The 23,752-nt window shown below is 38.6% G+C and carries 26 protein-coding genes; 7 read left to right on the top strand and 19 right to left on the bottom strand.

Annotated features, from left to right (window positions below; genetic code table 11):
• Window positions 1-74 precede the first annotated feature (74 nt).
• On the top strand, window positions 75-1,148 hold the full coding sequence (locus BANA01_RS20725) for an FUSC family protein (RefSeq protein WP_063254543.1): 1,074 nt from the start codon (window positions 75-77) through the stop codon (window positions 1,146-1,148).
• A 51-nt stretch (window positions 1,149-1,199) separates the two neighbouring features.
• Here BANA01_RS20725 and BANA01_RS20720 read toward each other — a convergent pair whose 3' ends face one another.
• The 5 genes from BANA01_RS20720 to fabL all read right to left on the bottom strand — a co-directional run bounded on the left by BANA01_RS20720 (window position 1,200) and on the right by fabL (window position 5,371).
• Window positions 1,200-2,975 (bottom strand): ABC transporter ATP-binding protein, encoded by a 1,776-nt coding sequence (locus BANA01_RS20720; protein ID WP_063254542.1) that lies wholly within the window; start codon window positions 2,973-2,975, stop codon window positions 1,200-1,202.
• Window positions 2,976-3,088: 113 nt separating this feature from the next.
• Window positions 3,089-3,619: a nucleoside tri-diphosphate phosphatase gene (gene ntdP / locus BANA01_RS20715; RefSeq protein ID WP_063254541.1), complete on the bottom strand. Its 531-nt coding sequence runs from the start codon at window positions 3,617-3,619 to the stop codon at window positions 3,089-3,091.
• Between the two features lie 192 nt (window positions 3,620-3,811).
• Complete coding sequence (locus BANA01_RS20710) at window positions 3,812-4,069, bottom strand: YgaB family protein (protein WP_063254540.1); 258 nt, start codon at window positions 4,067-4,069, stop codon at window positions 3,812-3,814.
• 161 nt (window positions 4,070-4,230) lie between these two features.
• Window positions 4,231-4,545 carry a gamma-type small acid-soluble spore protein gene (locus BANA01_RS20705; RefSeq protein WP_063254539.1) on the bottom strand — a complete coding sequence of 105 codons (315 nt, stop codon included), beginning with the start codon at window positions 4,543-4,545 and terminating at the stop codon, window positions 4,231-4,233.
• A 76-nt stretch (window positions 4,546-4,621) separates the two neighbouring features.
• Entirely contained in the window at window positions 4,622-5,371 is a 750-nt protein-coding gene (gene fabL, locus BANA01_RS20700) for an enoyl-[acyl-carrier-protein] reductase FabL (protein ID WP_063254538.1), read from the bottom strand.
• A 116-nt stretch (window positions 5,372-5,487) separates the two neighbouring features.
• Here fabL and BANA01_RS20695 point away from each other — a divergent pair, with 116 nt between their 5' ends.
• Window positions 5,488-5,712, top strand: a complete 225-nt coding sequence (locus tag BANA01_RS20695) for a hypothetical protein (RefSeq protein ID WP_063254537.1) — start codon at window positions 5,488-5,490, stop codon at window positions 5,710-5,712.
• A 33-nt stretch (window positions 5,713-5,745) separates the two neighbouring features.
• On the opposite strand, the gene mutY is transcribed toward BANA01_RS20695, so the two are convergent.
• A complete protein-coding gene (mutY, locus tag BANA01_RS20690; RefSeq protein ID WP_063254536.1) occupies window positions 5,746-6,840 on the bottom strand; it encodes an A/G-specific adenine glycosylase in 1,095 nt (364 codons plus the stop codon).
• Window positions 6,841-6,962: 122 nt separating this feature from the next.
• On the opposite strand from mutY, the gene BANA01_RS20685 reads away from it, so the two are divergent.
• Complete coding sequence (locus BANA01_RS20685) at window positions 6,963-7,943, top strand: metal-dependent hydrolase (protein ID WP_063254535.1); 981 nt, start codon at window positions 6,963-6,965, stop codon at window positions 7,941-7,943.
• Between the two features lie 90 nt (window positions 7,944-8,033).
• Here the strand turns inward: BANA01_RS20685 and BANA01_RS20680 are convergent, their stop codons facing one another.
• Window positions 8,034-8,303: a YfhJ family protein gene (locus tag BANA01_RS20680; protein WP_063254534.1), complete on the bottom strand. Its 270-nt coding sequence runs from the start codon at window positions 8,301-8,303 to the stop codon at window positions 8,034-8,036.
• Between the two features lie 134 nt (window positions 8,304-8,437).
• Between BANA01_RS20680 and BANA01_RS20675 the strand changes: the two genes are divergently transcribed.
• A complete protein-coding gene (locus tag BANA01_RS20675) occupies window positions 8,438-8,611 on the top strand; it encodes a small, acid-soluble spore protein K (protein ID WP_063254533.1) in 174 nt (57 codons plus the stop codon).
• Window positions 8,612-8,658: 47 nt separating this feature from the next.
• Here the strand turns inward: BANA01_RS20675 and BANA01_RS20670 are convergent, their stop codons facing one another.
• Window positions 8,659-8,985, bottom strand: a complete 327-nt coding sequence (locus tag BANA01_RS20670; RefSeq protein ID WP_063254532.1) for a YfhH family protein — start codon at window positions 8,983-8,985, stop codon at window positions 8,659-8,661.
• An 85-nt stretch (window positions 8,986-9,070) separates the two neighbouring features.
• Here BANA01_RS20670 and BANA01_RS20665 point away from each other — a divergent pair, with 85 nt between their 5' ends.
• Window positions 9,071-9,748 carry an SDR family NAD(P)-dependent oxidoreductase gene (locus BANA01_RS20665; RefSeq protein ID WP_063254531.1) on the top strand — a complete coding sequence of 226 codons (678 nt, stop codon included), beginning with the start codon at window positions 9,071-9,073 and terminating at the stop codon, window positions 9,746-9,748.
• 9 nt (window positions 9,749-9,757) lie between these two features.
• On the opposite strand, the gene recX is transcribed toward BANA01_RS20665, so the two are convergent.
• A complete protein-coding gene (gene recX / locus BANA01_RS20660; RefSeq protein ID WP_063254530.1) occupies window positions 9,758-10,567 on the bottom strand; it encodes a recombination regulator RecX in 810 nt (269 codons plus the stop codon).
• A 143-nt stretch (window positions 10,568-10,710) separates the two neighbouring features.
• Here recX and BANA01_RS29215 point away from each other — a divergent pair, with 143 nt between their 5' ends.
• Together BANA01_RS29215 and BANA01_RS20655 are read left to right on the top strand one after the other, a co-directional pair.
• Window positions 10,711-10,845, top strand: coding sequence for a YfhE family protein (locus BANA01_RS29215; RefSeq protein ID WP_082799616.1), 135 nt, complete (start codon window positions 10,711-10,713; stop codon window positions 10,843-10,845).
• 97 nt (window positions 10,846-10,942) lie between these two features.
• Window positions 10,943-11,131: a YfhD family protein gene (locus BANA01_RS20655; RefSeq protein ID WP_063254529.1), complete on the top strand. Its 189-nt coding sequence runs from the start codon at window positions 10,943-10,945 to the stop codon at window positions 11,129-11,131.
• A 309-nt stretch (window positions 11,132-11,440) separates the two neighbouring features.
• On the opposite strand, the gene BANA01_RS20650 is transcribed toward BANA01_RS20655, so the two are convergent.
• The 10 genes from BANA01_RS20650 to argB form a co-directional block, all read right to left on the bottom strand.
• A complete protein-coding gene (locus BANA01_RS20650) occupies window positions 11,441-12,109 on the bottom strand; it encodes a hypothetical protein (RefSeq protein WP_063254528.1) in 669 nt (222 codons plus the stop codon).
• A gap of 13 nt (window positions 12,110-12,122) precedes the next feature.
• On the bottom strand, window positions 12,123-12,791 hold the full coding sequence (locus BANA01_RS20645; protein ID WP_063254527.1) for a GNAT family N-acetyltransferase: 669 nt from the start codon (window positions 12,789-12,791) through the stop codon (window positions 12,123-12,125).
• Window positions 12,792-12,809: 18 nt separating this feature from the next.
• Window positions 12,810-13,670, bottom strand: a complete 861-nt coding sequence (locus BANA01_RS20640; RefSeq protein ID WP_063254526.1) for a carbon-nitrogen hydrolase family protein — start codon at window positions 13,668-13,670, stop codon at window positions 12,810-12,812.
• 93 nt (window positions 13,671-13,763) lie between these two features.
• Window positions 13,764-15,140: an argininosuccinate lyase gene (argH, locus tag BANA01_RS20635; protein ID WP_063254525.1), complete on the bottom strand. Its 1,377-nt coding sequence runs from the start codon at window positions 15,138-15,140 to the stop codon at window positions 13,764-13,766.
• Between the two features lie 59 nt (window positions 15,141-15,199).
• Window positions 15,200-16,411 carry an argininosuccinate synthase gene (locus tag BANA01_RS20630; RefSeq protein WP_063254524.1) on the bottom strand — a complete coding sequence of 404 codons (1,212 nt, stop codon included), beginning with the start codon at window positions 16,409-16,411 and terminating at the stop codon, window positions 15,200-15,202.
• 78 nt (window positions 16,412-16,489) lie between these two features.
• Entirely contained in the window at window positions 16,490-17,467 is a 978-nt protein-coding gene (gene argF, locus BANA01_RS20625; protein ID WP_063254523.1) for an ornithine carbamoyltransferase, read from the bottom strand.
• Entirely contained in the window at window positions 17,451-20,687 is a 3,237-nt protein-coding gene (gene carB, locus BANA01_RS20620; RefSeq protein ID WP_063254522.1) for a carbamoyl-phosphate synthase (glutamine-hydrolyzing) large subunit, read from the bottom strand. Before carB ends, argF begins: the two co-directional genes overlap by 17 nt.
• On the bottom strand, window positions 20,674-21,750 hold the full coding sequence (locus BANA01_RS20615; RefSeq protein ID WP_063254555.1) for a carbamoyl phosphate synthase small subunit: 1,077 nt from the start codon (window positions 21,748-21,750) through the stop codon (window positions 20,674-20,676). Before BANA01_RS20615 ends, carB begins: the two co-directional genes overlap by 14 nt.
• A 5-nt stretch (window positions 21,751-21,755) precedes the next feature.
• On the bottom strand, window positions 21,756-22,955 hold the full coding sequence (locus BANA01_RS20610; protein WP_063254521.1) for an acetylornithine transaminase: 1,200 nt from the start codon (window positions 22,953-22,955) through the stop codon (window positions 21,756-21,758).
• Complete coding sequence (gene argB, locus BANA01_RS20605) at window positions 22,955-23,749, bottom strand: acetylglutamate kinase (RefSeq protein ID WP_063254520.1); 795 nt, start codon at window positions 23,747-23,749, stop codon at window positions 22,955-22,957. The genes BANA01_RS20610 and argB overlap by 1 nt, the downstream gene beginning before the upstream one ends.
• Window positions 23,750-23,752: the final 3 nt, after the last annotated feature.

Here is a 23,752-nt window from a genome sequence, read left to right as displayed (position 1 = left end):
ATATAGTACGTACTTGTTCATTAATGACGTAAACTATATATAAATCACTCAAAATTGAAAGGAAACTATTTGGAATGAAGTTAGGTGCCCGCATCTTTAAAACGGGAATTGCAATTGTCTTATCCCTTTACTTAGCCCAGCTGCTGCACTCACCCTCTCCTGTATTGGCAGGCATTGCTGCAATTTTTGCAATCCAGCCAACGATTTATCGTTCCTATTTAACGATTGTTGAACAAATACAAGGAAATTTAATCGGTGCGATTCTTGCGGTGATATTTGTTCTTCTACTAGGAAATCACATTATCATCATTGGCTTAGCTGCTGTAATTGTTATTATTATCAACCTTAAATTAAAAATTGAAAATACAATCGGACTATCTCTTGTAACGCTAATTTCAATTATGGAAACCCCTGGTACCGATTTTATACCGTTTGCCGGAATCCGTTTCTCAACCATCATGATTGGCGTCTTTTCTGCCTTTGTGGTAAACCTTGTTTTCCTGCCGCCTAAATATGAAAACAAGCTGTATTTTAAAATTACAGGGACGACAGAGGAAATTATTCGCTGGATTCGATTAAGTACTCGGCATGACTTTGACCACAATTTGCTAAAGGCAGATATTGAAAAATTAAAAGATAATTTAATTAAAATAGAACAGTTTTATTTAATGTATAAAGAAGAAAGAAGTTATTTTAAAAAGATTAGCTTAGAAAAGTCAAGAAAACTAGTAGTCTTCAGGCAAATGAGTTCTAGTGCCAAAAAGGCACTGGATACATTAAAAAAACTTCACCGATTTGAAAACGAAATCCTTCATCTGCCAGAAAATTTTCAACAGTCGATTCAAGAACAGCTCGACAGTGTGATTTACCATCATGAGCAATTAATGCTTAGGTTTATTGGCAAAGTTCCAACACCTTTGGACAATGAAACAAATACTTGTATTAATAATAAGGAATTATTCGAGTTATTCTTGAGCCATCAAAAGCTCTACAGTCATCAAGACGACCCGCATTTGTATCATACTATGCAAATAATCTCCTCCATCATTGATTACGGGGAACAGGTTGAACATCTAGATACATTAATAACTAGCTTTCACTCCTTCCATCATAATGAGGTATCGATTGAACAGAAGGATATAGAATAAAAGAGAACAAAAAATGACGTATACCAATACGTCATTTTTTGTTGCTTTTTTCTATGCCTCCAGCGGAGCCTTTTCTTTATGCTGTTCTAACTGCTGAACTTGAAATAATCTATAATAATTTCCCTTTTTCTCCATTAATTCATCATGTTTACCTACTTCAACAATTTGGCCATGTTCGATTAAAACAATTCGATCAGCATGGGTGATGGTCGATAAACGGTGGGCTACCACAAAGGTGGTCCGATCCTTCGCCAATTTATCAAGTGCTTCTTGGATTAGATGTTCACTTTCTAAATCAAGAGCTGAAGTTGCCTCATCTAAGATTAATATCGGCGGGTTTCGTAAAAAAACGCGGGCAATAGCGACTCGTTGCTTTTGACCGCCTGAAAGTTTAACGCCTCTTTCCCCAACCTTGGTATCGTACCCATTTGCTAAATTTTCGATAAAATCATGGGCATTGGCTGCTTTAGCAGCTTGATAAACTTCTTCATCCGTTGCCCCGGGTTTACCTAATAAGATATTGTTCTTAACAGATTCACTAAATAAGATATTATCCTGAAAAACCACTCCTATTTTATCTCGGAGGGATTGGACCTGGAAGTGGCGGATATCCACTCCATCTAAGAGTATTTTTCCTTTAGTGACATCGTAGAAACGAGGTATTAGGCTGACAAGTGACGACTTGCCTCCACCGCTCATCCCAACAAGGGCAATCGTCTCACCTTTTTTTACATTAAGGTTGATATTTTTCAGGATCATTTCCTCTGATTCATTGTAGCTAAAGTGAACATGGTCAAACGTAATGTCCCCCTTCACATCCTTGCATTCGACGGCATTCGGAGCATCAACAATATCATATTTTTCATCCATGAATTCAAATACCCGATCCATCGACGCGAAGGACTGCGTCAAGGTTGTGGAAGAGTTCACAAGCCTTCTTAACGGATTGTACAATTTATCAATATACGCAAAAAACGCAATCATGGTCCCCAACGATAAATCTCCTTGTATAACAAGGTATGCAGAGTATCCGATCACAAGCAAAGGAGCAATATCGGTAATGGTGTTAACCGCTGCAAACGCCTTTGCATTCCAACTGGTGTGCTCTAACGCTTTATCTAAAAAGTTTTTATTTTGTTTATCAAACTGTGTCTGCTCAAACTCTTCGATTGCAAAACTTTTTATGACAGGCATTCCTTGCACACGTTCATGAAGGTAACTCTGAACCTCAGCAAGCGCTTGAGAACGAGACTTTGTAAGTTTACGCAAGTTGCCAAAAAAGTATCTGATTGAAATCGCATAAAGTGGAAATAACAAAATCGAAACCAACGTTAAACTGACATTCATATAAAACATAATGATGATGGCGATAACAATTGTGGCGATATCCAGCCACAAATTCATTAAACCGGTCATTACGAATGTTTTTGTCTGTTCAACATCATTTATAACTCGTGAAATGACTTCTCCAGAACGTGTATTAGCATAATACTTAAAGCTGAGTTTCTGGATATGGGTATACATACGGTCACGGATATCATATAAAATTTTACTTGATGTCCATTGTGCGAAATATTGGCGATAATATTCAATTGGTGGTCTTAAGAAAACAAAAACAACAATCATTACCCCCATTATCAGAAGTAGTTTTTCTATTTTCTCATCATTGGTTAAACCACCTTTTCCAATAATATCATCCACAACATACTTAATGAGCATGGGTATGATTAGAGGAATGGCAAATTTTACAATCCCGATAATAATCGTCCCAAAGATTTGAAGACGATATGGCTTAACAAATTCAAGATACCTGCGAACACTGCTCAAGATTGCCCCTCCTTTCTGCTGTTACATCAATAGGAACATGGAAAAATGATGAAGGCAGCTACTATACCGTGTAGGTGCCTTCATCATCTTTCCATGGCGTTGGACATTTTCCATTAACGTCTGTAAGTTAAGTAACGCTCATACCAGATATCAATAAAATCTGGTGCAAATGGGCCTTTCCGCTGACGGATCCATTGAATGAGCTTATCAACATTTCGTTTTAATATTTGGTCAATCACTTCGGGATATTTCATCTCACGACGGTGACGTTCATACTCATCTTCATCCAACAAATTAAACGTCATATCAGGGAATACCTTGATATCGAGGTCATAATCAATATATTTAACTGCTTCGCCATCAAAGATAAATGGTGAGCTGAGATTACAATAGTAGTAAATACCATCTTCACGAATCATACCAATAATATTAAACCAGTATTGTGAATGAAAATAACAAATCGCTGGTTCCCTTGTAATCCACGTTCTTCCATCTGATTCCGTTACAATTGTGCGATCATTCCCGCCAATCACTAAATTTTGGGATCCCTTTAAAACGGTCGTTTCTTCCCAGACGCGATGGATGTGCCCATTGTGTTTATAGCTATGTATTTGTATTGGTTCTCCTTCGATGGGTACGCCCATGATTCTCCCCTTCTTCCTTCCTAAACGCTTTGTAACCTTTATTCCTGTACTTAATCGACAAATGGTAACAAATCATTTACTATTTCTTATTATTATAACGGTTGAATAAAGAATTTAAAACAAAAGAGCCATTGATTTCAATGACTCTTTGAAAAAAATTACCTATTTTTCACTATTTTTTACATTTTTGGCCTATATGGAAGGTTCTAAGTCACTTTCACGATAGGATTGAATCACTTCTTCTGTTTGTTTTTCAAAAACTTCCTGAATTTCTTTTAACTCTTTTTTCATTTGATTGATATCAAATTGAACACTTTCTAACTCGGTTTCGTTTTGAATAGTCTGTAGTTGTTGTTCGATTTCTTGACAACGTTCAAGTTCTCCCTGAAGGTATAGTAATTTTTCCATTGTCAACATCTGCTCAGATACTAAACGGTTAAAATGATCCATTTACCACACCGCCTTATTTTTTCTATCTAATATGTATTCTTTAATCAGCAGTTATATCCTTTGACTACTTATGTAAACTTGGGAGAAGTTTTGTCGAAAATGTTTTTTTCACAGAAAGAAGACGCTCTTTCGAATGAGAGCGCCTTCTGCTTACGAATTTATTAGCTTTGACCAAATTGACCAGAATTTCCTTGGCCTTTGTTAGCTTGAGATTGCTGGTTTTGTCTTCTTACTTCAGCAGCATCTGTTTGGCTAGCGAATTCAGTTCCGAATTGACCAGCTGAACCAGCAGCGCCAGCAGAACCTTGTTGAGATTGCTGATTTTGTCTTCTAACTTCAGCAGCATCTGTTTGGCTAGCGAATTCAGTTCCGAATTGACCAGCTGAACCTTGAGATTGTGCATTTTGTTGTCTAACTTCTTGGATGTTAGTTCCAGCAGAAGTTTTGTTTGGTTGTTGGTTGAAGTTGTTTGCCATTTTAATCACCTCCACAAAAATTAAGATACCCAGGAGGTGAAAAGACTATCCAAAAAAGTTTCAAAAAAATTTACTCTTACACCAATAACGAAATCCCGCCATCGACAATAATGGTTTGCCCTCGGATCATACTAGAGTTTTCAGACAAAAGGAACATCACACAATTTACCATATCCTCGATTTCGACCATTCGTCCCGCTGGAGTTTTCTCCTTGGCTTCCTGGAGAAGCTCCTCACGATTTGGAAAATGTGTCAAGGCCTCTGTATCAACGGCCCCTCCAGAAACAGCATTAACCACGATATTTTTCGGAGCTAATTCTACTGCTAAATATCTTGTTAAGGCTTCTAAGGCTGCTTTAGACACCCCTACGACCGTGTAATTTTCTAAATAACGAATAGATCCTAAAGAACTTATGCTGACAATCTTTCCGCCGCCATTTTTCTCCATTAATTTGGCCGCTTCTTGCGCACAAAATAGTAAAGCTTTACTGTTAATATTTAAGGTCCAATCCCAATGGTTTTCTTCTAATTCCATAATAGGGCGTTGAACTCCTGAGGCTGCATTATTAACAAAAATATCCAGTCTGCCGAATTCTTCTTCGATTTGTTGGAACATGGCTTTAATTTTACTAACATCACCGACATTCGCCTTTACTACTAATACTTTTCTGCCTAAAGCTTCAATCTCTTCTGCAACTTTTAGTGCGGAACTTTTACTTCTTGCATAATTGATGACGATGTCATATCCCTCTTGAGCCAGCCTTAAAGCTGTCGCTTTCCCAATTCCTCTGCTGCTTCCTGTTATGAGTGCTACTTTTTGTGTCATTTATTCAAATTCCCTTCTAAAACAAGTTTTGTATTCATTTTAGCGTTTTAATGTATAGTTGACAATTGATTACAAAACCTAAGGCTATTAAATGAGAATGAGAAAGGAAGAAGATTATGTATGTAGGACGGGATATGACAGAGCTTTCTATGGTCTCTAAAGCTGAATGGAGGGACAGCGAACTAGCCTTTTTTCACCACTCATTGCAGCAAATTGCACCATACTTAAATAGTGAAGGTGTTACGATTCATCGTGAAATCATAGAGGAAATTGAAAATCGCGGCGGGATAAAGCGTCAAGAAGCCGATTATACACATGGAACACAAGTTAGTTATGATTAATTTAAAAAGAACGCCCTCACATGGCGTTCTTTTTTAAATATAATCTTTATAAAGCTTAAGCATTTTATGAAAAGAAACTGGAAAAGCATGCTCTTCTATTTCATCTAAAGTGATAAATTTCCATTCACTATTTTGCGAAAAATCCGAGCCAATTTTGCCTATATATACACGGATATTCCAGACTAGGTGGGAAAAAACATGTTCTATTTGACCAATATTCTTTTCTAACTTAATATTCATATCAAATGATTCTCTGAATAGGCCGGCAATTTGGGCGCGTTCGATTACAAATGGTTCATGAAGTTCCACATTTGGAAATTCCCATAAATTCGCTAGCAGCCCATTTTCAGGACGTTTATGAATTAATATTTTTCCACTTTCATCCTTCACAATAATTGCTGCAAGCTCAACACTTCTTTGTGAGTTCTTTTTCGTTTTGACAGGAAGTTCGGTCTCGACTCCCTCATGAAACCCTTGGCAATGATCCCGTACTGGACAGAGTAGACAAGATGGGGATGTAGGAGTACAAATTAATGCACCCAGTTCCATTAATGCCTGATTGAAAGCAGAAGGATCATCATGGGAGATAATCTGCCTAACAGCGTTTTCGAATACCTTCCTTGTTGATGGCTTCGCGATATCCTCCCAAATCGATAGGATTCTTGATAAGACTCTCATCACATTCCCATCTACCGCTGGTTCAGGAATACCATAGGCAATACTTAAGATTGCACCTGCAGTGTAGGGACCCACTCCCTTAAGGTTTGAAATCTCCTTTGGTGTATCCGGTACCTTACCGTCGTATTTGGCGTTTACTTCCTTGACAGCTGAATGTAAATTTCTGACCCGTGAATAATAACCTAGCCCTTCCCACGCTTTTAGAACTTTTTCTTCATTTGCGGTGGCCAGATCTTCTATTGTTGGAAACCATTGTATAAATCGATTAAAATAAGGAATAACCGTATCCACTCTTGTTTGCTGCAACATGATCTCGGATACCCATACTTTATATGGATCTTGATCTTTTCTCCATGGCAAGTCGCGTTGTTCGGCTTTAAACCAGGATAATAAATCTTCCTGAAAATTTTTTATTGAGATATTTTCTATGTTTTTCAACTCATTTACCATTACAAAAGTTCCTCCAGCCTGTTAAACAAAACGAAATAAGGGAATATAATAATAAGCATTTTATTAACGATAAGCCAATTTAAGTATTTTGACAAGAACTTATTAAAGGAGGATTTTTCCTTTTGGATACTGGAACTCATGTTGTTATGGGAATTGCCCTTGGCGGTCTTGCGACTCTTGACCCAGTGGTTGCAAGTAACTCAGCAACTGCCACGAGTGTTTTAATTGCTACCATCGCTGGCTCACAAATACCTGATATTGATACCGTTCTAAAGTTAAGAAATAATGCGATTTATATTCGTAATCATCGCGGTGTCACTCATTCAATACCGGCTGTGCTTTTATGGCCCCTTATTCTAATAGCGGTGATTTTCCCCTTCTTTCCAGGGGCAAATCTTCTTCACCTATGGGGCTGGACATTTGCAGCGGTTTTCATCCATGTTTTTGTAGATATTTTTAATGCTTATGGAACACAAGCACTTCGACCTTTTACATCTAAATGGGTGGCGCTGGGAGTAATTAATACCTTTGACCCTATCATCTTTGGAATTCATGTGGCAGCCATTGTTATTTGGGTTATCGGCGCACATCCTGGATATACCTTTTTAACAATGTTTGTCGTTTTATTTGGGTATTATTTACTTCGTTTTTATGCCCAAGCGAAAGTACGGGCAGCCGTTAGAAAAATGATTCCCGATGCGACTGATATCATTACGTCACCAACCATGAAGTTTAACTTCTGGAGAATAGCTGTTATGAATGAAGAGGAATTTTTTGTTGGCAGGGCAATGGGAACAAATATTGTTATATACGATCGTTTCAAGCGGGTACCTGTTCCCAAAACGCCAGTCCTCGAGGCAGCTAAAAAAGATAGTAATCTTGCGGCCTTTCTATCGTTCTCTCCAGTGTACCGTTGGGAATTAGATGAGTACGATGACCATTACGAAGTTCGATTCATTGATTTAAGGTACCGCAGCAACGGGCATTATCCTTTCGTTGCAGTAGTCCAGTTAGACTTGGAGCTAAACCCAATAAGCTCTTACACAGGCTGGGTGTTTAGTGAAAAGAAACTACGAAAAAAGCTCAGTATTATACCGAGTTGATAAAAAAGAAGCGGAATCAGAGTAGATTTCGCTTCTTTTCGTTGCTATTTATACATGCGGAAGAGCCTTGGTTTACCGGTACTGTGGTCATTAGTTCAACGATGTTTTGTCTGGTTTGAGAAATTCTTTATATTTTGGGTTTTTAGCCACAAAGTCATGGAGTCTTCCGCCATAATTTTCTATCCATTGTCTCACAATTCTTTCGGTCATTTCACTGCCAAGATAATCCCTTCCTGCCTTTGCAGCGGTTGTTTCGAAATCCTCCCACATTAATTCAACCCACGTCCTTGCTTGATTATAGGAGAGCATATCGTTTTTTTCTAACAAAAGCTTTGCTAATTTTTCATGATAATCATTCATACATTCACCTCATTGCCAATTTCTTATAACATAACCTGCTCCTAAAATTCGAATACTATTATCACGTGATAAGCACTGGTGTGACGACACTTTGCTATTCATGGTTTCTCATTCCCTTTTAATGGAGGTACAGCATGAGAAATAAAGAAACCAATTTCCCTAACCAAAACAACAACAAGTTAGAGGGAGAGCCTAGAGCAAAAGCAGAATATGCTTCTAGAAGAGCCGATGGCACAATCAATACACACCCGCAGGAGCGGATGCGTGCTTCTGGTCAGCGTGAAAAGGATACACCTGAGTTTATGTAGTCCCCAAACAGGAGCAAACCAGAGACTTGTTCTCTGGTTTGTTTTATTTATTTAAGTTCTTTTAACATTGAAATGGGTAAGGCTTCCTCTTTCCCATCACCTTTTAAGCGGTATCCCCAAGCAAATACACCATTTAGATAGTCTATTTTAAAATATTCCCCTGGGTCACCTTCCAGTTCATAAATTTCTCCTGGCTTGAAATTGGATGGCTTCAATAGATAGGCACGTGCCATAACGGCCTTCCTCTCGAGCACAGCATACTCACTAACCATCCCCATTTGCTCTGCTTTTCGCGCTTTCTCTAGCAGCTGAGCGATTTCCTGCTTTAATTCTTGCTCTGTCATGGTACTATAGCGTCTCTCCTGTTGTTGCATTTCTTCCCACTCCCATTTTCGTTTTTTCCTTTATTTTAGTATAGTTATTTTTATGCAATTAATAAAGGATGAAGGAGAGAATACAATGAAAACCATCATTGTTACCGGCGCTGGTTCTGGATTGGGGAAGGAATTATCCTTATTATTCTCACAGCAAGGCTATCACGTCTTATTGACAGGAAGATCTGGCAATAAGCTTTCCTCAGTTAAAAGCGTGATTGAACAAGCAGGCGGTAAGGCAGATTTTGTTGCGCTTGATGTGCAACAAGAATCCAATATTACAATAAAAATGGAGGAAATAGGCAAAACCTACAAAATCTTTGGGTTGGTCAATAATGCTGGTGTCGGACATTTCGGTCCTTTTGTGAAAATTACACAACGAGAAATTAGCGAGATGCTTCACACGAATGTTCTAGGTACCATCTTAATGACAAAAGCTGTATTGCCTTTACTTCAAGAACAAGGTGAAGGTCTACTGATAAATATTATCTCAACCGCAGGATTAAGAGGAAAGGTCAATGAAGCTGTTTATGCCGCTAGTAAATTTGCTGTCAGAGGCTTTACTGAAAGTCTGCAAAAAGAATACGAAAATAGTCCGATAAATATTAAAGCTGTTTATATGGGTGGCATGGACACTCCTTTTTGGAAAGGCAGCAATCACGTAGCTGACTCTTCACGCTTTCGTTCAGCTAAAGAAGTAGCGGAAATGATTATCGAGCAAATCCACCAGAATGAGATTATTATTGAAAGTAAAAAATCATGACGACCAGTGTCATGATTTTTCACTTTCTCCTAGATATTTTTCAATCAATTCGATTGAAAACCCTTTTCGATATAAGGTTTGTTTCATTTTCTGTTCGTATTCAAAGCCGCTATATTTACTATACTTCCGCTTCGCTTTTTCGCCTTGATACCTAATGGCTTCCATTTCCTCATCTTGTTCTTTATCCATATCAACTTCATTTAGTGCTGCATGAATAATATTAAAAGAATAGCCCTTTCTTAACAACAATTGTTCCGCTTTTTGCTTAACAATCCTCATCGAATCCTTTGTGCTTTTTTTTATTAATTTTTCAGATACCTTTATGGCTTTTTCAACTTGATCCTCTATCGAGTACTCGGCCATAGCCTGTTTAATGAGAGCCTCATTGATACCTCTCTCTTTTAACTCCGTTATGATTAATTCTGGGCCTTTATCTGTCGTATTCATTTGAGTTCTTACAAAGGAAAGTGCATATTCCTCATCATTAATGTATTTTTGAGAAGCCAATTTATGTAGAACTTCAATAATGATAGGTTCTTCTACTTCCTTTTGTGTCAGATATTCCTTTATTTCTTTTTCAGATCGCATTCTTCTGGCCAAATAATTAACAGCGAGATGATAGGCCTTCCGGATATCATCTTGATACTGTATTTCCTGAATGGAAAGTTCATCAATCTCCAGCCCTTTTTTTAAATGAAACCTTACGAGTACATCGCTATCGACACTAAAGGCATATTCTTCACCTTTACCATAATCCATAAAAATATTAAAGCGGTCTTTATTTTTCTGCTGTGTGGTGATTTTTGTAATAACAGCCATATCCGTCACCTCACCCTTACTTTACCATATTTTTTTCACATTTGAGTATCATTCCATTCTTATAAGGTAAAAATGGAGAATGTGCTTAAATTTTTCCATAAGCTTTATAACGATTAACAATAATGTTGAAAGGAATGAGCAAAATGGCAGGAAAAAAGAAGAAGGATATGGGCAGGGGTAAATACAGCCTAACAAGTACACAAGAGGTACTGTATCAACGTGACTTTAAATTAGCAGATCGTGCTGGCGGATTTAACGACAGTAAAACTAAACTTTAATATTTTTCCACTAATGGACCTCTTTCTAATGGTAAAGCTAATAGAGGGAACTTCTTACGTTGTTCCTTAAATGCTAACATTGAAAGGGGTTTTTCTAATGGGTCGTGCGCAGGGACATAAAACTCGTGATAAAAACAAAGCATCACTTCCACAGGTTCCTAAAAACATGAAATCAGATGGTTATGATGTGGAATATTCCGCTGAATTTGCTGATCATGCAGACCTTGAAGCAATGGCACGAGCAAATGCAGCCAACCAGCGCGTGAAGCGTAGAAAAAACAAATAACCCTTTTAAGAAAAATCGCAGTAGTTTTGCTGCAAAAAAAAGAGAAGCAGGTTTATCCTGCTTCTTAAAAATTTATAAGGGGGAAAAATGTTAAATCATCGTGTCCTATAGAGAGATTATCGCCATTGTAGGCAAACAGGACTCGGTAAAACTCATTTAGGTGATTGTGAATTGAATCACTATCTCCTTACCTCTTCACTATACCCTCGTCTTCCTCCAATAACAACGGCTTTCACACTTTTTTAACATATAAATGTTAGAAATATGAATAGCATGTGAACTTTATAAGCTGGTTATATTAGAAACTCATTAAAGCGGCAATAATGAAATGGTTTCTTTTGATTTTATGTGTGCAATCATATCTAACCATTCCTGCGGCTTATTTGAAAGAATGGAATAATAAGTGGTCAGAAAGTCAGCCACAAGGGATGCAGGAATATATTCAAGCTCATCGTTCATTGGCATAAAGCAAAAGTCCAGTCCTTTAACACCCTCGCCATTATTCTCCCATGACGGATGTACGTAGTCTAAATTGATTCGTTTATATCCTAAATGGGAAAGAACTTCACGACGTACATAAGGGTCCATGACTTTCACACCGCCAAATTCGTGACCTACCCGATACGGATCATAAATTTCGGCAAACATACCGAAAAGCTCTTTACCATTTTCAGCTGCAAGCTTTTGCAAGTCCTTTAGACGGTTCTGTGCTAAAAATCGTCCAAGGCTAAGACCAGGCTTACTAATGATTGTGAAATCTGTCATCGCAATATTCCATTTTGGATAATAGCGATACTCAGTTGCTCCTACAACTTCATCTCCGTTAACTGCAACGAATACGCGAATACCCGGATCTTCTAAGGGCTCTCTCCATAGGTCATACTCTAAGACTTCCTCAGGCGGAAAAATTTCTCCCATTAGATCATGAAGTTTTTTAAAGTTTGGATCTTCAATACTCGTAATTCGGTTATATTCCACTTTTACACTCTCCCTATGTTCGATTAAATGGATTCTTCCATTCCATTAAGGCTGCGTAATTACACGATTCCTCATCTTCTAGATAATTTTCTACTATGCCAATCTGCACTCTTCCACAACGAAGCAAAAATGTAATAACAGGGTCTTTCAAATCCCCTTTTATTACTTTATTTAAATACTGTTGAGGTGTCAGGGTATCAGCTACCTTATGATAACCAGGCATTCTTCCGCCGCCCAGCAGCCTCACAAGCTTTTTCTGAATCACAACATGGTACATCGCCTGCATTATCAATTTTCCCAGACCAAACTTTCTGAACCTTGGCCTTACACTGATATCCACAATATAGAGTGTGTCACCACTAGGATTATGATTTTTAATGTATCCATGGTCCGTGATCTCTTCCCATGTATGCTCCATATGGTTAGGATCAAAATCCACACAAAGCCCTGTAAGAGAACCGGCTAAAATACCATCTACTTCAATACATATAGCTCCCTCTGGGAATCTCATCACATGGTTTGATAATTGTTCTTTATTCCACCATAGTTCTGAAGAAAATGGAGGCGGAAAGCATTCAGACTGTATTTGAATAAGTTCGTCAAAATCGTCTTGAGTGTAATTGCGAATGATTACAGGAACTGGCTTATCTTGGTCAAATACGTAGAATTCGCTCCGATACATGGCCAATCCACCCTTCCATTATTTTTCCCAATCAGGATATAAATCTGTTCTCCGGTCACGCCAAGTTGTTACCGAACCACGTTCTCTAACTTCATATAATAACTCTAAATCAAGGTCTGCTGTTACTACCATATCGTTGTTCATTTCACCCTCCACGAGAATACCTTTTGGCGGGAACGGGATATCATTTGGTGTAATAATAACTGCTTGCCCAAAATTTGCCCGCATGAAATCAACGGTTGGCAAGGCTCCGACAGTTCCGGTTAAAACCACATATACCTGATTTTCAACAGCACGTGCATGGCTTGTATAGCGAACACGATGGAAGCCATGGCGGTCGTCGGTACAAGATGGACAAAAGATGACGTCTGCCCCTTTGGCTTTTGCCATGCGGACGATTTCAGGGAACTCAATGTCATAGCAGGTAAGCAGGGCGATTTTTCCTTTTTCTGTTTCAAAGATTTGGAAGCTGTCACCCTTCTCCATGTTCCACTCATTTACTTCCGTAGGGGTAATATGAAGCTTTGCCTGCTCGCCAATTCTTCCATCTGGATAAAATAAATGAGCCGTATTATATAGCTTGCCGCCCTTTTCAATAACATGGGTACCGGCAATAATGTGCATGTTGGTTTGTTTCGCATAATTAGAAAACAATTCTCGGTATTGTTCGGTGAAACCTGGCAGATCATTGATGGTGAGACTCTGGCCCTTTCCATTTCCAATGGATAGCAGCTGTGTGGTAAAGAACTCAGGAAAAAGGACAAACTCTGCTCCAAATTCCTCCGCCGTTTTTATATAATGCTCGCATTGTGCGGCAAATTCTTCAAAGGATTGAATGGTATGTAAGTGATACTGTACAACCGAGACCCGTAATTTCATCGTTCTTCCTCCTTTTTAAAAAATCATATGAGGAAATTATCTACTATTTTGGATAGTAATACAAATAAAAAACCACCCTCCGGTGGTTTTCACTTATTTACCTAGTTTTCCTTCGCCAAGCTGGATTTGTTTTAGGACTTGTTCAGGAGATGTTCCACCGAAGCTATTACGAACGGCAACAACATGCTCTGGTGCTAGAACCTCATAAATATCCTCTTCAAATAACGAACTGAACTCCTGATATTCTTCAAAGCTCAAATCAAGCAAGAACTTTTGCTGCTGTATTGCATATAAAACAATTTTCCCAATGACTTCGTGTGCATCTCTAAATGGAAGACCTTTTCTCACCAAGTAGTCAGCAATATCAGTTGCATTTGAGAAGTCATTATTAATTGCTTTTCGCATAATCTCTTTATTTACCGTCATCGTTTCAATCATGGGTGCTAACAGCATTAGAGACCCTTCCAATGTCTCCACTGTATCGAACATTCCCTCTTTGTCCTCTTGTAAGTCCTTATTGTAAGCAAGAGGTAAACCCTTTAGGACAGTCAGTAATCCTATCAAATTTCCATAGGTACGACCAGTCTTTCCTCTTAATAGTTCTGGAACATCAGGGTTCTTCTTTTGCGGCATAATGCTAGAGCCGGTACAGAAGGAATCATCAAGTTCCACAAATTGAAACTCTTGGCTTGACCAAATCACAAGCTCTTCTGATAATCTTGAAATATGCGTCATGATGATAGAACCAATTGAGAGGAATTCTAAGATAAAATCTCGATCACTAACGGCATCCATACTATTTGGATAAATCGTCTCAAAACCAAGTATCTCCGCAACACGCTCACGGTTGATAGGGAATGTCGTCCCTGCTAAGGCACCAGAGCCTAATGGCAGCCAATTCACACGCTTTAAACTATCGATTAGTCTCTCTTTATCACGTTCAAACATCCAAAAATAAGCCATTAAATGATGAGCAAATGAGACCGGCTGCGCACGCTGGAGATGAGTATAACCTGGAATTAAGGTATTAATATTCTCTTTTGCCTGCACAAGCAGTGAACCTTGAACATCCTCAAGAAGTTTTATTAATTCCGTTGTCTTTGTTCGTAAGTACAGGTGCATATCAGTTGCTACTTGGTCATTTCGACTTCGTCCTGTATGAAGCTTGCCACCTACAGGACCAATTTTTTCAATTAATAACTTTTCAATATTCATATGAATATCTTCATCTTCAACTAAAAATTCAACTTCGTTATTGTCAACCATCGTTTTAATTTCAAGCAGTCCCGCTTTAATTTTTTCCGCGTCTTCAGCTGGAATAATACCGCACTCACCTAACATTTGAACATGCGCCAGGCTGCCGGCAATATCCTCTTTTGCAAGCTTTTGATCAAAGGAAATCGAAGCTGTAAATTCCTCAACTAACTTATTGGTTTCTTTCGTAAAACGCCCGCCCCATAATTTGGACATTGTTGCCCCTCCTCGAAAACTAACAAGTTTGCCCTCGAAAAGGTTTCGAGGGCACCCGCTTATTTCATTATTGTTTCTTTATTATTTACCTCAGAATATACTTTTGTTGGAAGTCCCCAAATTTTGATAAAGCCAACAGCAGCATTGTGGTCGAACGCATCCCCTTTAGAATAGGTTGCCAATTCTTCATTATACAGACTGTTCGGTGACTTACGACCGACAACGGTATGGTTTCCTTTATGGAGTTTCACACGAATAGTACCTGTAACGACCTTTTGTGTTTCATCAATAAAGGCATCAAGAGCTGGCTTTATTGGTGAATACCAAAGTCCTTCATAGATGATTTTTGCCATTTGCTGTTCAACTTGAGTTTTAAACTGAGTTACTTCACGTGTCAGTGTTAAAAATTCTAATTCTTTGTGAGCATTAATTAAAATTAACGCAGCAGGATTTTCATACACTTCTCTGGATTTAATTCCGACTAGACGATTTTCAATATGATCGATACGGCCGACACCATGCTTACCGCCAAGTTCGTTCAAGGTTTCAATTAATTTCACCAATGGCAGCTTCTCACCATTTAACGCAACAGGAACACCTTGCTCAAATTCAATTTCAAGATATTCAGCTTGATCTGGAGTTAATTCAATTGGAGCTGTCCAATCAAATGCAGCTTCAGGTGCTTCTGCCCAAGGATCCTCAAGGACACCAGCCTCACAAGCACGTCCCCAAATATTAGCATCAATCGAGAAAGGATTGTCTAAATTCACAGGAATTGGAATACCATTTTTCTCGGCATATTCTATTTCTTCGTCACGAGTCATGCCCCATTCACGTACAGGAGCCACAACCTTTAGGCTTGGGTTTAATGCTTGAATAGAGACTTCGAAACGAACCTGGTCATTTCCTTTTCCAGTACAGCCATGTGCTACAGCTGTAGCTCCTTCTTTTTCTGCTACTTCTACTAATAGTTTTGAAATTAACGGACGTGAAAGTGCAGATGATAATGGATATTTTCCTTCATATAAACAATTAGCCTTTAAAGCTGGTAAAATATATTCTTTCGCTAATAATTCTTTTGCATCGATCATATAAGCTTTAACAGCACCTACATTAAGTGCCTTTTGTTTAATTGCTTCTAGATCTTTTCCCTCACCAACATCTAGACCTAGTGCAATAACATCATATCCATATTTCTCCTGAATCCATTTCACTGAAACGGATGTATCTAAACCACCTGAATAAGCTAAAACGATTTTTTCCTTCGCCATTATATATATCTCCTCGCATGTATGTGAATTAATATTCAATCAATAGAATTATTATACAACATAATTCAAAAAAATCTACTACTTTAGTAAATTTTTTAAAATTGCTTTTTGAGCATGGAGGCGATTCTCCGCTTCATCAAACACCACAGAGTGTGGCCCATCAATAATCTCAGCTGTTACCTCTTCTCCTCGATGTGCCGGTAAACAGTGTAAAAAGATATAATCTTCTTTAGCATGCTGACAAATTTCTGTATTTACTTGATATGCGGCAAGATCCTTTAATCTTTTTTCCGTTTCTGCTTCCAGACCCATACTGGTCCAAACATCCGTTACGACAATATCGGCATTTTTTATAGCTTCTATCGGATCATGTGTAATGGTAATTTTGCTTCCAGTTAATTTTGCTGATTCAATCGCTTTTTCTGTAATCTTTCCATTTGGTAAATATCCTGGCGGACTGGCAATGCTGATATGCATTCCAACCTTTGCCGCTCCCTCCATTAATGAATGAGTAACATTATTGTTGCCATCCCCTAAATAACACATTTTTAATCCTGCCAATTTTCCTTTGTGCTCTTGAATGGTTAGTAAGTCTGCCATTACTTGTGCTGGATGATGTAAATCTGTTAGAGCATTAATAACAGGTACTGTTGCATGTTCCGACAGTTCTTCAACCGTGCTATGTGCGAATGTCCTGATCATTATGCAATCAATATAACGCGATAAAACTTTAGCTGTATCCGAAACACTTTCACCCCTGCCAAGCTGCATATCTCTTGGACTTAGGAAAATCGCATGGCCTCCTAATTGGAGCATCCCTACCTCAAAGGAAACTCTAGTACGAGTAGAAGCTTTTTCAAAAATCATCCCTAGAACCTTTCCGCTCAAATAAGGATGTGGTTTTCCTTGTTTTTGAAGGCTTTTCAGTTCCTTTGCTTCCTCTAAAAGGTAAAGAATCTCATCTGTTTGAAAATCGGACAAGGATAAAAAATCCTTGCCTTTTAATTGTGGCTGCTGTGACACAACCTTCGCGTTCCAGTTAATCACATTTGACATGTTCCACACCGCTCTCTTTGATATTGTAATATTCCGTTACTGTACGTACCTCTGATTGAGTAATCGTTTGAGCCTGAAGGCTGACCATTGCTTCCACTGTATCTAAATGAGTAAATACTGGTACATTGTAGCGGGTCGCTTGTTCACGAATATAAAAACCAAACTTAATTTTATTCCTGCCTTGGTTTGGTATATTGATGACAGCTTGGATTGTATTGTTTTTGAATAGTTCATTTACATCTTCGTTATCTTTAATAACCTTTTCAATTATAAAGCCATTTTCTTGTAGGAATTTTGCTGTCCCTTCCGTTGCAGTTAGCTTATAATTTTCATTTACAAACTGCTGAAGAATTGGAAGGCTGGCTTGTTTTTCCCGATCAGATATGGAGCAGAACAAATAGTTCTCTGTTTCATCGCTTGATGTAGGGAACGCTTTTTCAAGCGCTTCATGGAAGGTTGCTCCTAAACCTAACACTTCACCTGTTGATTTCATTTCCGGTCCTAAAACGTGGTCGACTCCCTTTAATTTGCTTCTTGAAAATACAGGTGCCTTAACCGAATAATAATTCGGTTCTGTTAATAAACCAGTTTCATGCGACAGTAAATCCAAAGATACTCCTAATTGAGCCATTACCGCCCATTCAATCATTGGGACGCCTGTCACTTTGCTCATTATTGGAACCGTACGTGAAGAACGTGGATTTACTTCTAAAACAAGGACTTGATCCTGGTAAATAACAAATTGAATATTCATTATGCCTACGATTGGTGCCGATTTGGCGATCTTTTCAGCATAATCAATCAATGTTTCTTTTATTTCTTTCGCCAATGAGATAGGTGGAAAAACACTAATACTGTCACCAGAATGTACTCCAGCTCTTTCGATATGTTCAAAAATTCCTGGGACGATTACATTCTTTCCATCACTGATGACATCCACTTCACATTCTAATCCAGGCATATAGCGATCCACTAATAATGGCCACAATTTTTCCTGTGATGAGTTTTCTTCAAGCTGCTGGATATAATAGTTTAATTCTTCTTCTGTAAAAATAGTAAACATTGATTGGCCGCCAATTACATAAGATGGACGAACCAGCACCGGATATCCAAGTTTTGCAGCAGCCTCTAGTAATTGATCTTTATGGGAAACGGTCTCGCCTACAATATGCGGAATATTTAGGTCTTCAAGCAGCCGATAGAATTCTTTCCGATCTTCAAAGCGGTCCACATTTTCTACCGTTGTACCAAGGATTTTTACTCCTTCTTCTTGAAGAGCATGTGCTAAATTAATGGCTGTTTGGCCGCCGAATTGAATTAATACGCCCTCAATATTTTCTTTTTCAATAACCGTTAGAACATCTTCAGCCGTTAATGGTTCGAAATACAGGCTGTCGGCTACAGAATAGTCTGTACTTACTGTCTCAGGATTATTGTTAATGACTACTGCCTCATAGCCCAGCTTTTTAATTGCTTTTGCTGCATGGACTGAGCAGTAATCAAATTCGATTCCTTGACCAATTCGGATTGGTCCTGAGCCAAGAACAAGAATCTTTTTACTGGTTGTTACTTCTACCTCATCCGCTCCAAGCCAAGTGGAATAGTAATATGGGGTAACGGCGTCGAACTCTGCAGAACACGTATCAACCATCTTATAACCAGGTTTCCAGTTAAGTTCTTTCCATTTTTGCCTGATTTGTTTTTCATCTATTTGGTAAATCTGCGACAGCAGTTTATCGGATAGATTGTGTCGCTTTGCTGTTTTTAATAAGGAAAGAGGTACATCGTTCCATGCATACGAAGCTAATTCCGTTTCTAATGCAACAATAGTATTGATCTTATATAAAAACCATGAATCAATTTCCGTTATCTGCTTAATTTGTTCAAGAGAAATCCCTCTTCTGAATGCTTCAGCAATCATAAATAGTCTTTGGTCATTAGGTCTCTCAAGTTTTTCAAATAAAACTTCAGTTTCGATACCTTTGTTGGATTCCAAACAAAGTCCATATATATTTAACTCCATTGAGCGAATTGCCTTATTTAGTGCGCCTTCAAAAGTACGGTCAATTGCCATTACTTCACCAGTTGCTTTCATTTGTGTTCCTAAAGTACGGTCAGCTTCAGGAAATTTATCAAATGGAAAGCGTGGAAGCTTAACAACAATATAATCAATCGCTGGTTCGAAGGAGGCAAAGGTGTTACCTGTTATTGGGTTCACAATCTCATCTAAATGATAACCAACTGCACATTTAGCTGCCATTCTTGCAATCGGATAACCGGTGGCCTTTGATGCTAATGCGGAGGAACGACTTACCCTTGGATTTACTTCGATAATGCAATACTGATTGGATTCTGGATTAAGAGCAAATTGGATGTTGCAGCCGCCAATAATCTCTAATTCTCTAATAACTTTTAGAGAAGAATTTCTAAGCATTTGGTATTGCACATCTGTTAATGTTTGTGATGGAGCGACAACAATGGAATCACCTGTATGAACGCCGACAGGGTCCAGATTTTCCATGTTACAAACAATAATACATGTGTCATTGGCGTCCCTTATAACCTCATATTCAATTTCCTTCCAGCCTTTAATACTTCTTTCGACTAGTACCTGGTGAATGGGGCTTGCTGCTAATCCCTTTTTCAGAACATTTTCAAGTTCTTCACCATTATGGGCAAATCCGCCGCCGTGTCCGCCTAATGTATAAGCTGGTCGGATGATAACGGGAAAACCTATTTCGTTAACGAACTCTACACCTTCCTCATAGGTATGAATAATCGCTGATTCCGGGATTGGTTCGTCAATCTTTATCATTAAACTGCGGAACCGATCACGGTCCTCGCCATTTTTTATCGATTCTACAGAGGTTCCTAAAAGCTCTACATTGTATTTTTTTAGAATGCCTTTTTCATAGAGTTCAACTGTTAGATTTAAACCAGTTTGACCGCCTAAAGTTCCAATAATCCCATCAGGCTTTTCTTTTTGAATGATTTTTTCAATCGTTTCAACATTTAATGGTTCAATATATACTTTATCTGCAACGGTTTCGTCCGTCATAATCGTTGCTGGGTTACTATTGATTAAGACCACCTGTATTCCCTCTTCTTTAAGAGCGATACATGCTTGTGTTCCGGCATAATCAAATTCAGCTGCCTGCCCGATTACAATGGGACCTGATCCAATTACTAATACTTTTTTTAGGTTTTTATTTAATGGCATAACGTTTATCTCCCACGGAATTGATCTGATATACAAAATTCTCAAGAATGTATTGGGTGTCACTTGGTCCTGGGTGTGCTTCCGGGTGAAATTGCACGGTTTGAATTGGCAAGCCGCGATGCTTTAACCCTTCAATCGATTTATCATTAACGTTTCGGTACGTGATTTGGAATACCTGGGTATCAATACTTTCATCGACCACAACATATCCATGGTTTTGAGCTGTAATTTTTACTTTGCCTGTTGCTAATTCTTTAACGGGATGATTGCCGCCCCGGTGTCCATAGGCAAGTTTTTCCGTTTTTGCTCCATAGGCAAGGGCAATTAACTGATGACCTAGACAAATACCTAAAGTAGGAAAGTTCTGGGTAATCTTTTTGATTTCTGGAAACCATTGTTTTAGTGCCATTGGATCTCCAGGGCCGTTGCTTAATAACACACCGTCTGGCTTTAAGGCTTTAATCTTTTCGAATGATGTATTAAATGGAACGATGGTAACCGAACATTTTTCATCTAGCAGTGCATTGAGTATTGACTTTTTATGCCCAAAGTCTATTAGGACAACGTGGGGTCCTTCGTTATTGAAATATTGAATATTCTTCGTTGAGACCTTCTCTACCCAAAGTGGAGTTACTGTGCTATCTGAAAAAGATTCTTGCTTCGTTTTGCTTAAGTAACCCTTCACAGTCCCGCGGCTGCGAATCGTTTTAACAAGTAATCTTGTATCCACTCCTGCAATTCCAGGAACGCCGGCCTGTATTAGCTTTTCAGAAAATTTATTAATAGATTGATAATGACTCGGAGTTTCACATAAATCACCAATAACCACTCCGGCTAAGGAAGGTGAAATGCATTCATCGTCCATTGCATTTATTCCATAGTTGCCAATGATCGGATAGCAGAAAGTAATGAGTTGACCTGCATAAGAAGGATCGGTAATGATCTCCTGATAGCCAGTCATACTCGTATTAAATACAACTTCTCCGATTGAATCCTTATTTGCACCTATTAGTACTCCTTCAAAAACTTCTCCAGTTTCCAAAGTAAGATATCCTAGTTCCAAAACACTCACTCGCCTTTCTCTATGCTTTGGAATGTTTTTTCCAACGCTTTGATAAATTCGTTCATTTCCTCTTTTGTTACCGTTAATGGTGGAAGCAGTCTAACAACAGATGGCCCCGCTGTTAAAATCAAAAGTTGATTTTCAATCGCTTTTTGAACGATTTGAGGAGCCTTATCTCCGACAACCATCCCTTTTAAGAGACCTTTTCCTCTGATATCTTCTATAAAAGTGTATTTTTCTTTAAATTTAAATAATAGTTCATCAAAGTACACTGAAATTTCCTTAACATGCTTTAATAAATCATTTTCAATAATATGGGATATCGTTGCGACTCCCGCTGCCGTTGCTAGTGGATTGCCTCCAAAGGTACTTCCATGTGTACCAGGTTCAAAGGCTTTCGCTGCCTTCTCCTTCGCAATAATGGCTCCGATCGGAAAGCCTGATCCAAGCCCTTTTGCTATACTAATAACATCCGGTTCTATACCGTATTGTTCGTATGCAAACAGTGTGCCGGTCCGCCCAATTCCTGTTTGAATTTCATCAACCATTAAAAGGATGTCTTTCTCCGCACAAATTTCTGCGATTTTCTTTACCCATTCAGGATTAGCAGGAATAACGCCGCCTTCACCCTGAACCAGTTCTAGTAAAATCGCTGCTGGCTGAAGTGTATTTAGTTGATCAAGTGCTTCGATATCATTAAATGGAAGATAACTAAAGCCTTTAACAAGCGGAGCAAATCCATTCTGAATTTTTTCCTGTCCTGTTGCTGATAATGTTGCCAATGTTCTGCCATGGAAGGATTGCTGAAAGGTAATGACACCGAATGAATCTGTTCCTTTTACCTTCTGGGCGTATCTTCTTGCCATCTTAATCGCTGCCTCATTTGCTTCCGCACCACTGTTACAAAAGAAAACTTGGTCTCCACAGCTATTCGCTGTGAGAAGTGCAGCCAATTCCTGCTGATTAGGAATGTGATAAAGGTTGGAACAGTGCCAAAGATTTTGAAGCTGCTCTTCAAGCTTTTCTTTTACCACGTCCGGTACATGCCCTAAATTACAAGTCGCAATACCGGAAGTGAAATCTAAATATTTTTTCCCTTGATCATCCCATACATAGCTTCCTTTCCCCTTTACCAACGTAATGGGAAAGCGGCTATAGGTTGCCATTACCGGCGAAAGTGGGGAAACAGAAGTGTTAATGGTCATTAGGCAATCTCCTCATCTAAAACAATTTTTGTTCCAATATTTTTGCCGTTCACGTATTCTACCAAGCTATTTTTTTCAAATCCATCTATAATACCGACCACGGGGATTTTATGAACTAACCCATCAATGGCAGCTTTAACCTTTGGAATCATCCCGCCATAAATGGTTTTATTTTCAATCAGTTCTTCGACTTCAGTTTTGGTAACCAGGTCTAATTTAGACTTTTCACCATTTTTCTCTACTAGAATTCCAGGTATATCACTAATAAAACAAAGGTTTGCTCCTAGTGCCTTAGCAACAGCACTTGCGGCAACATCTCCGTTTATGTTGTACCGCTGTCCGTTTGCTCCAATCCCTACTGGTGAGATGACTGGAATGTGTCCTTGTTTTACAATGCTGTCAATGACTGCAGTATTTACCTCAACCACTTCTCCAACAAAACCTAAACTTTCATCTGAAGCGGGAACAGCTTTTAACAAACATCCATCCACACCACTAACACCGAATGAACTGCCGCCTGTCTCAAGAATATTCCGTACTACTTGTTTATTCACAGTACCGCTTAACACCATTTCTACAATATCTAATACCTCATGATTCGTTACTCTCAACCCATTTACGAAGGTAGTTTCTACATTTAAGCTTTTTAATAATTTATTGATCAGCGGGCCGCCGCCATGGACAATAATAGGCGTCCATTCTCCTTTTTGATGGAGGGAAATCACATCTTCATAGAATGTCTTTGGCAGATTTTCTAACACACTTCCGCCACACTTAATGACTATATAGTTCATTTT

Origin of the sequence: Neobacillus niacini NBRC 15566 (genome assembly GCF_001591505.1) — a bacterium.
Taxonomy (GTDB): Bacteria; Bacillota; Bacilli; order Bacillales; family Cytobacillaceae; genus Neobacillus; species Neobacillus niacini.
This window is presented reverse-complemented; position numbering and strand designations above follow the sequence as displayed.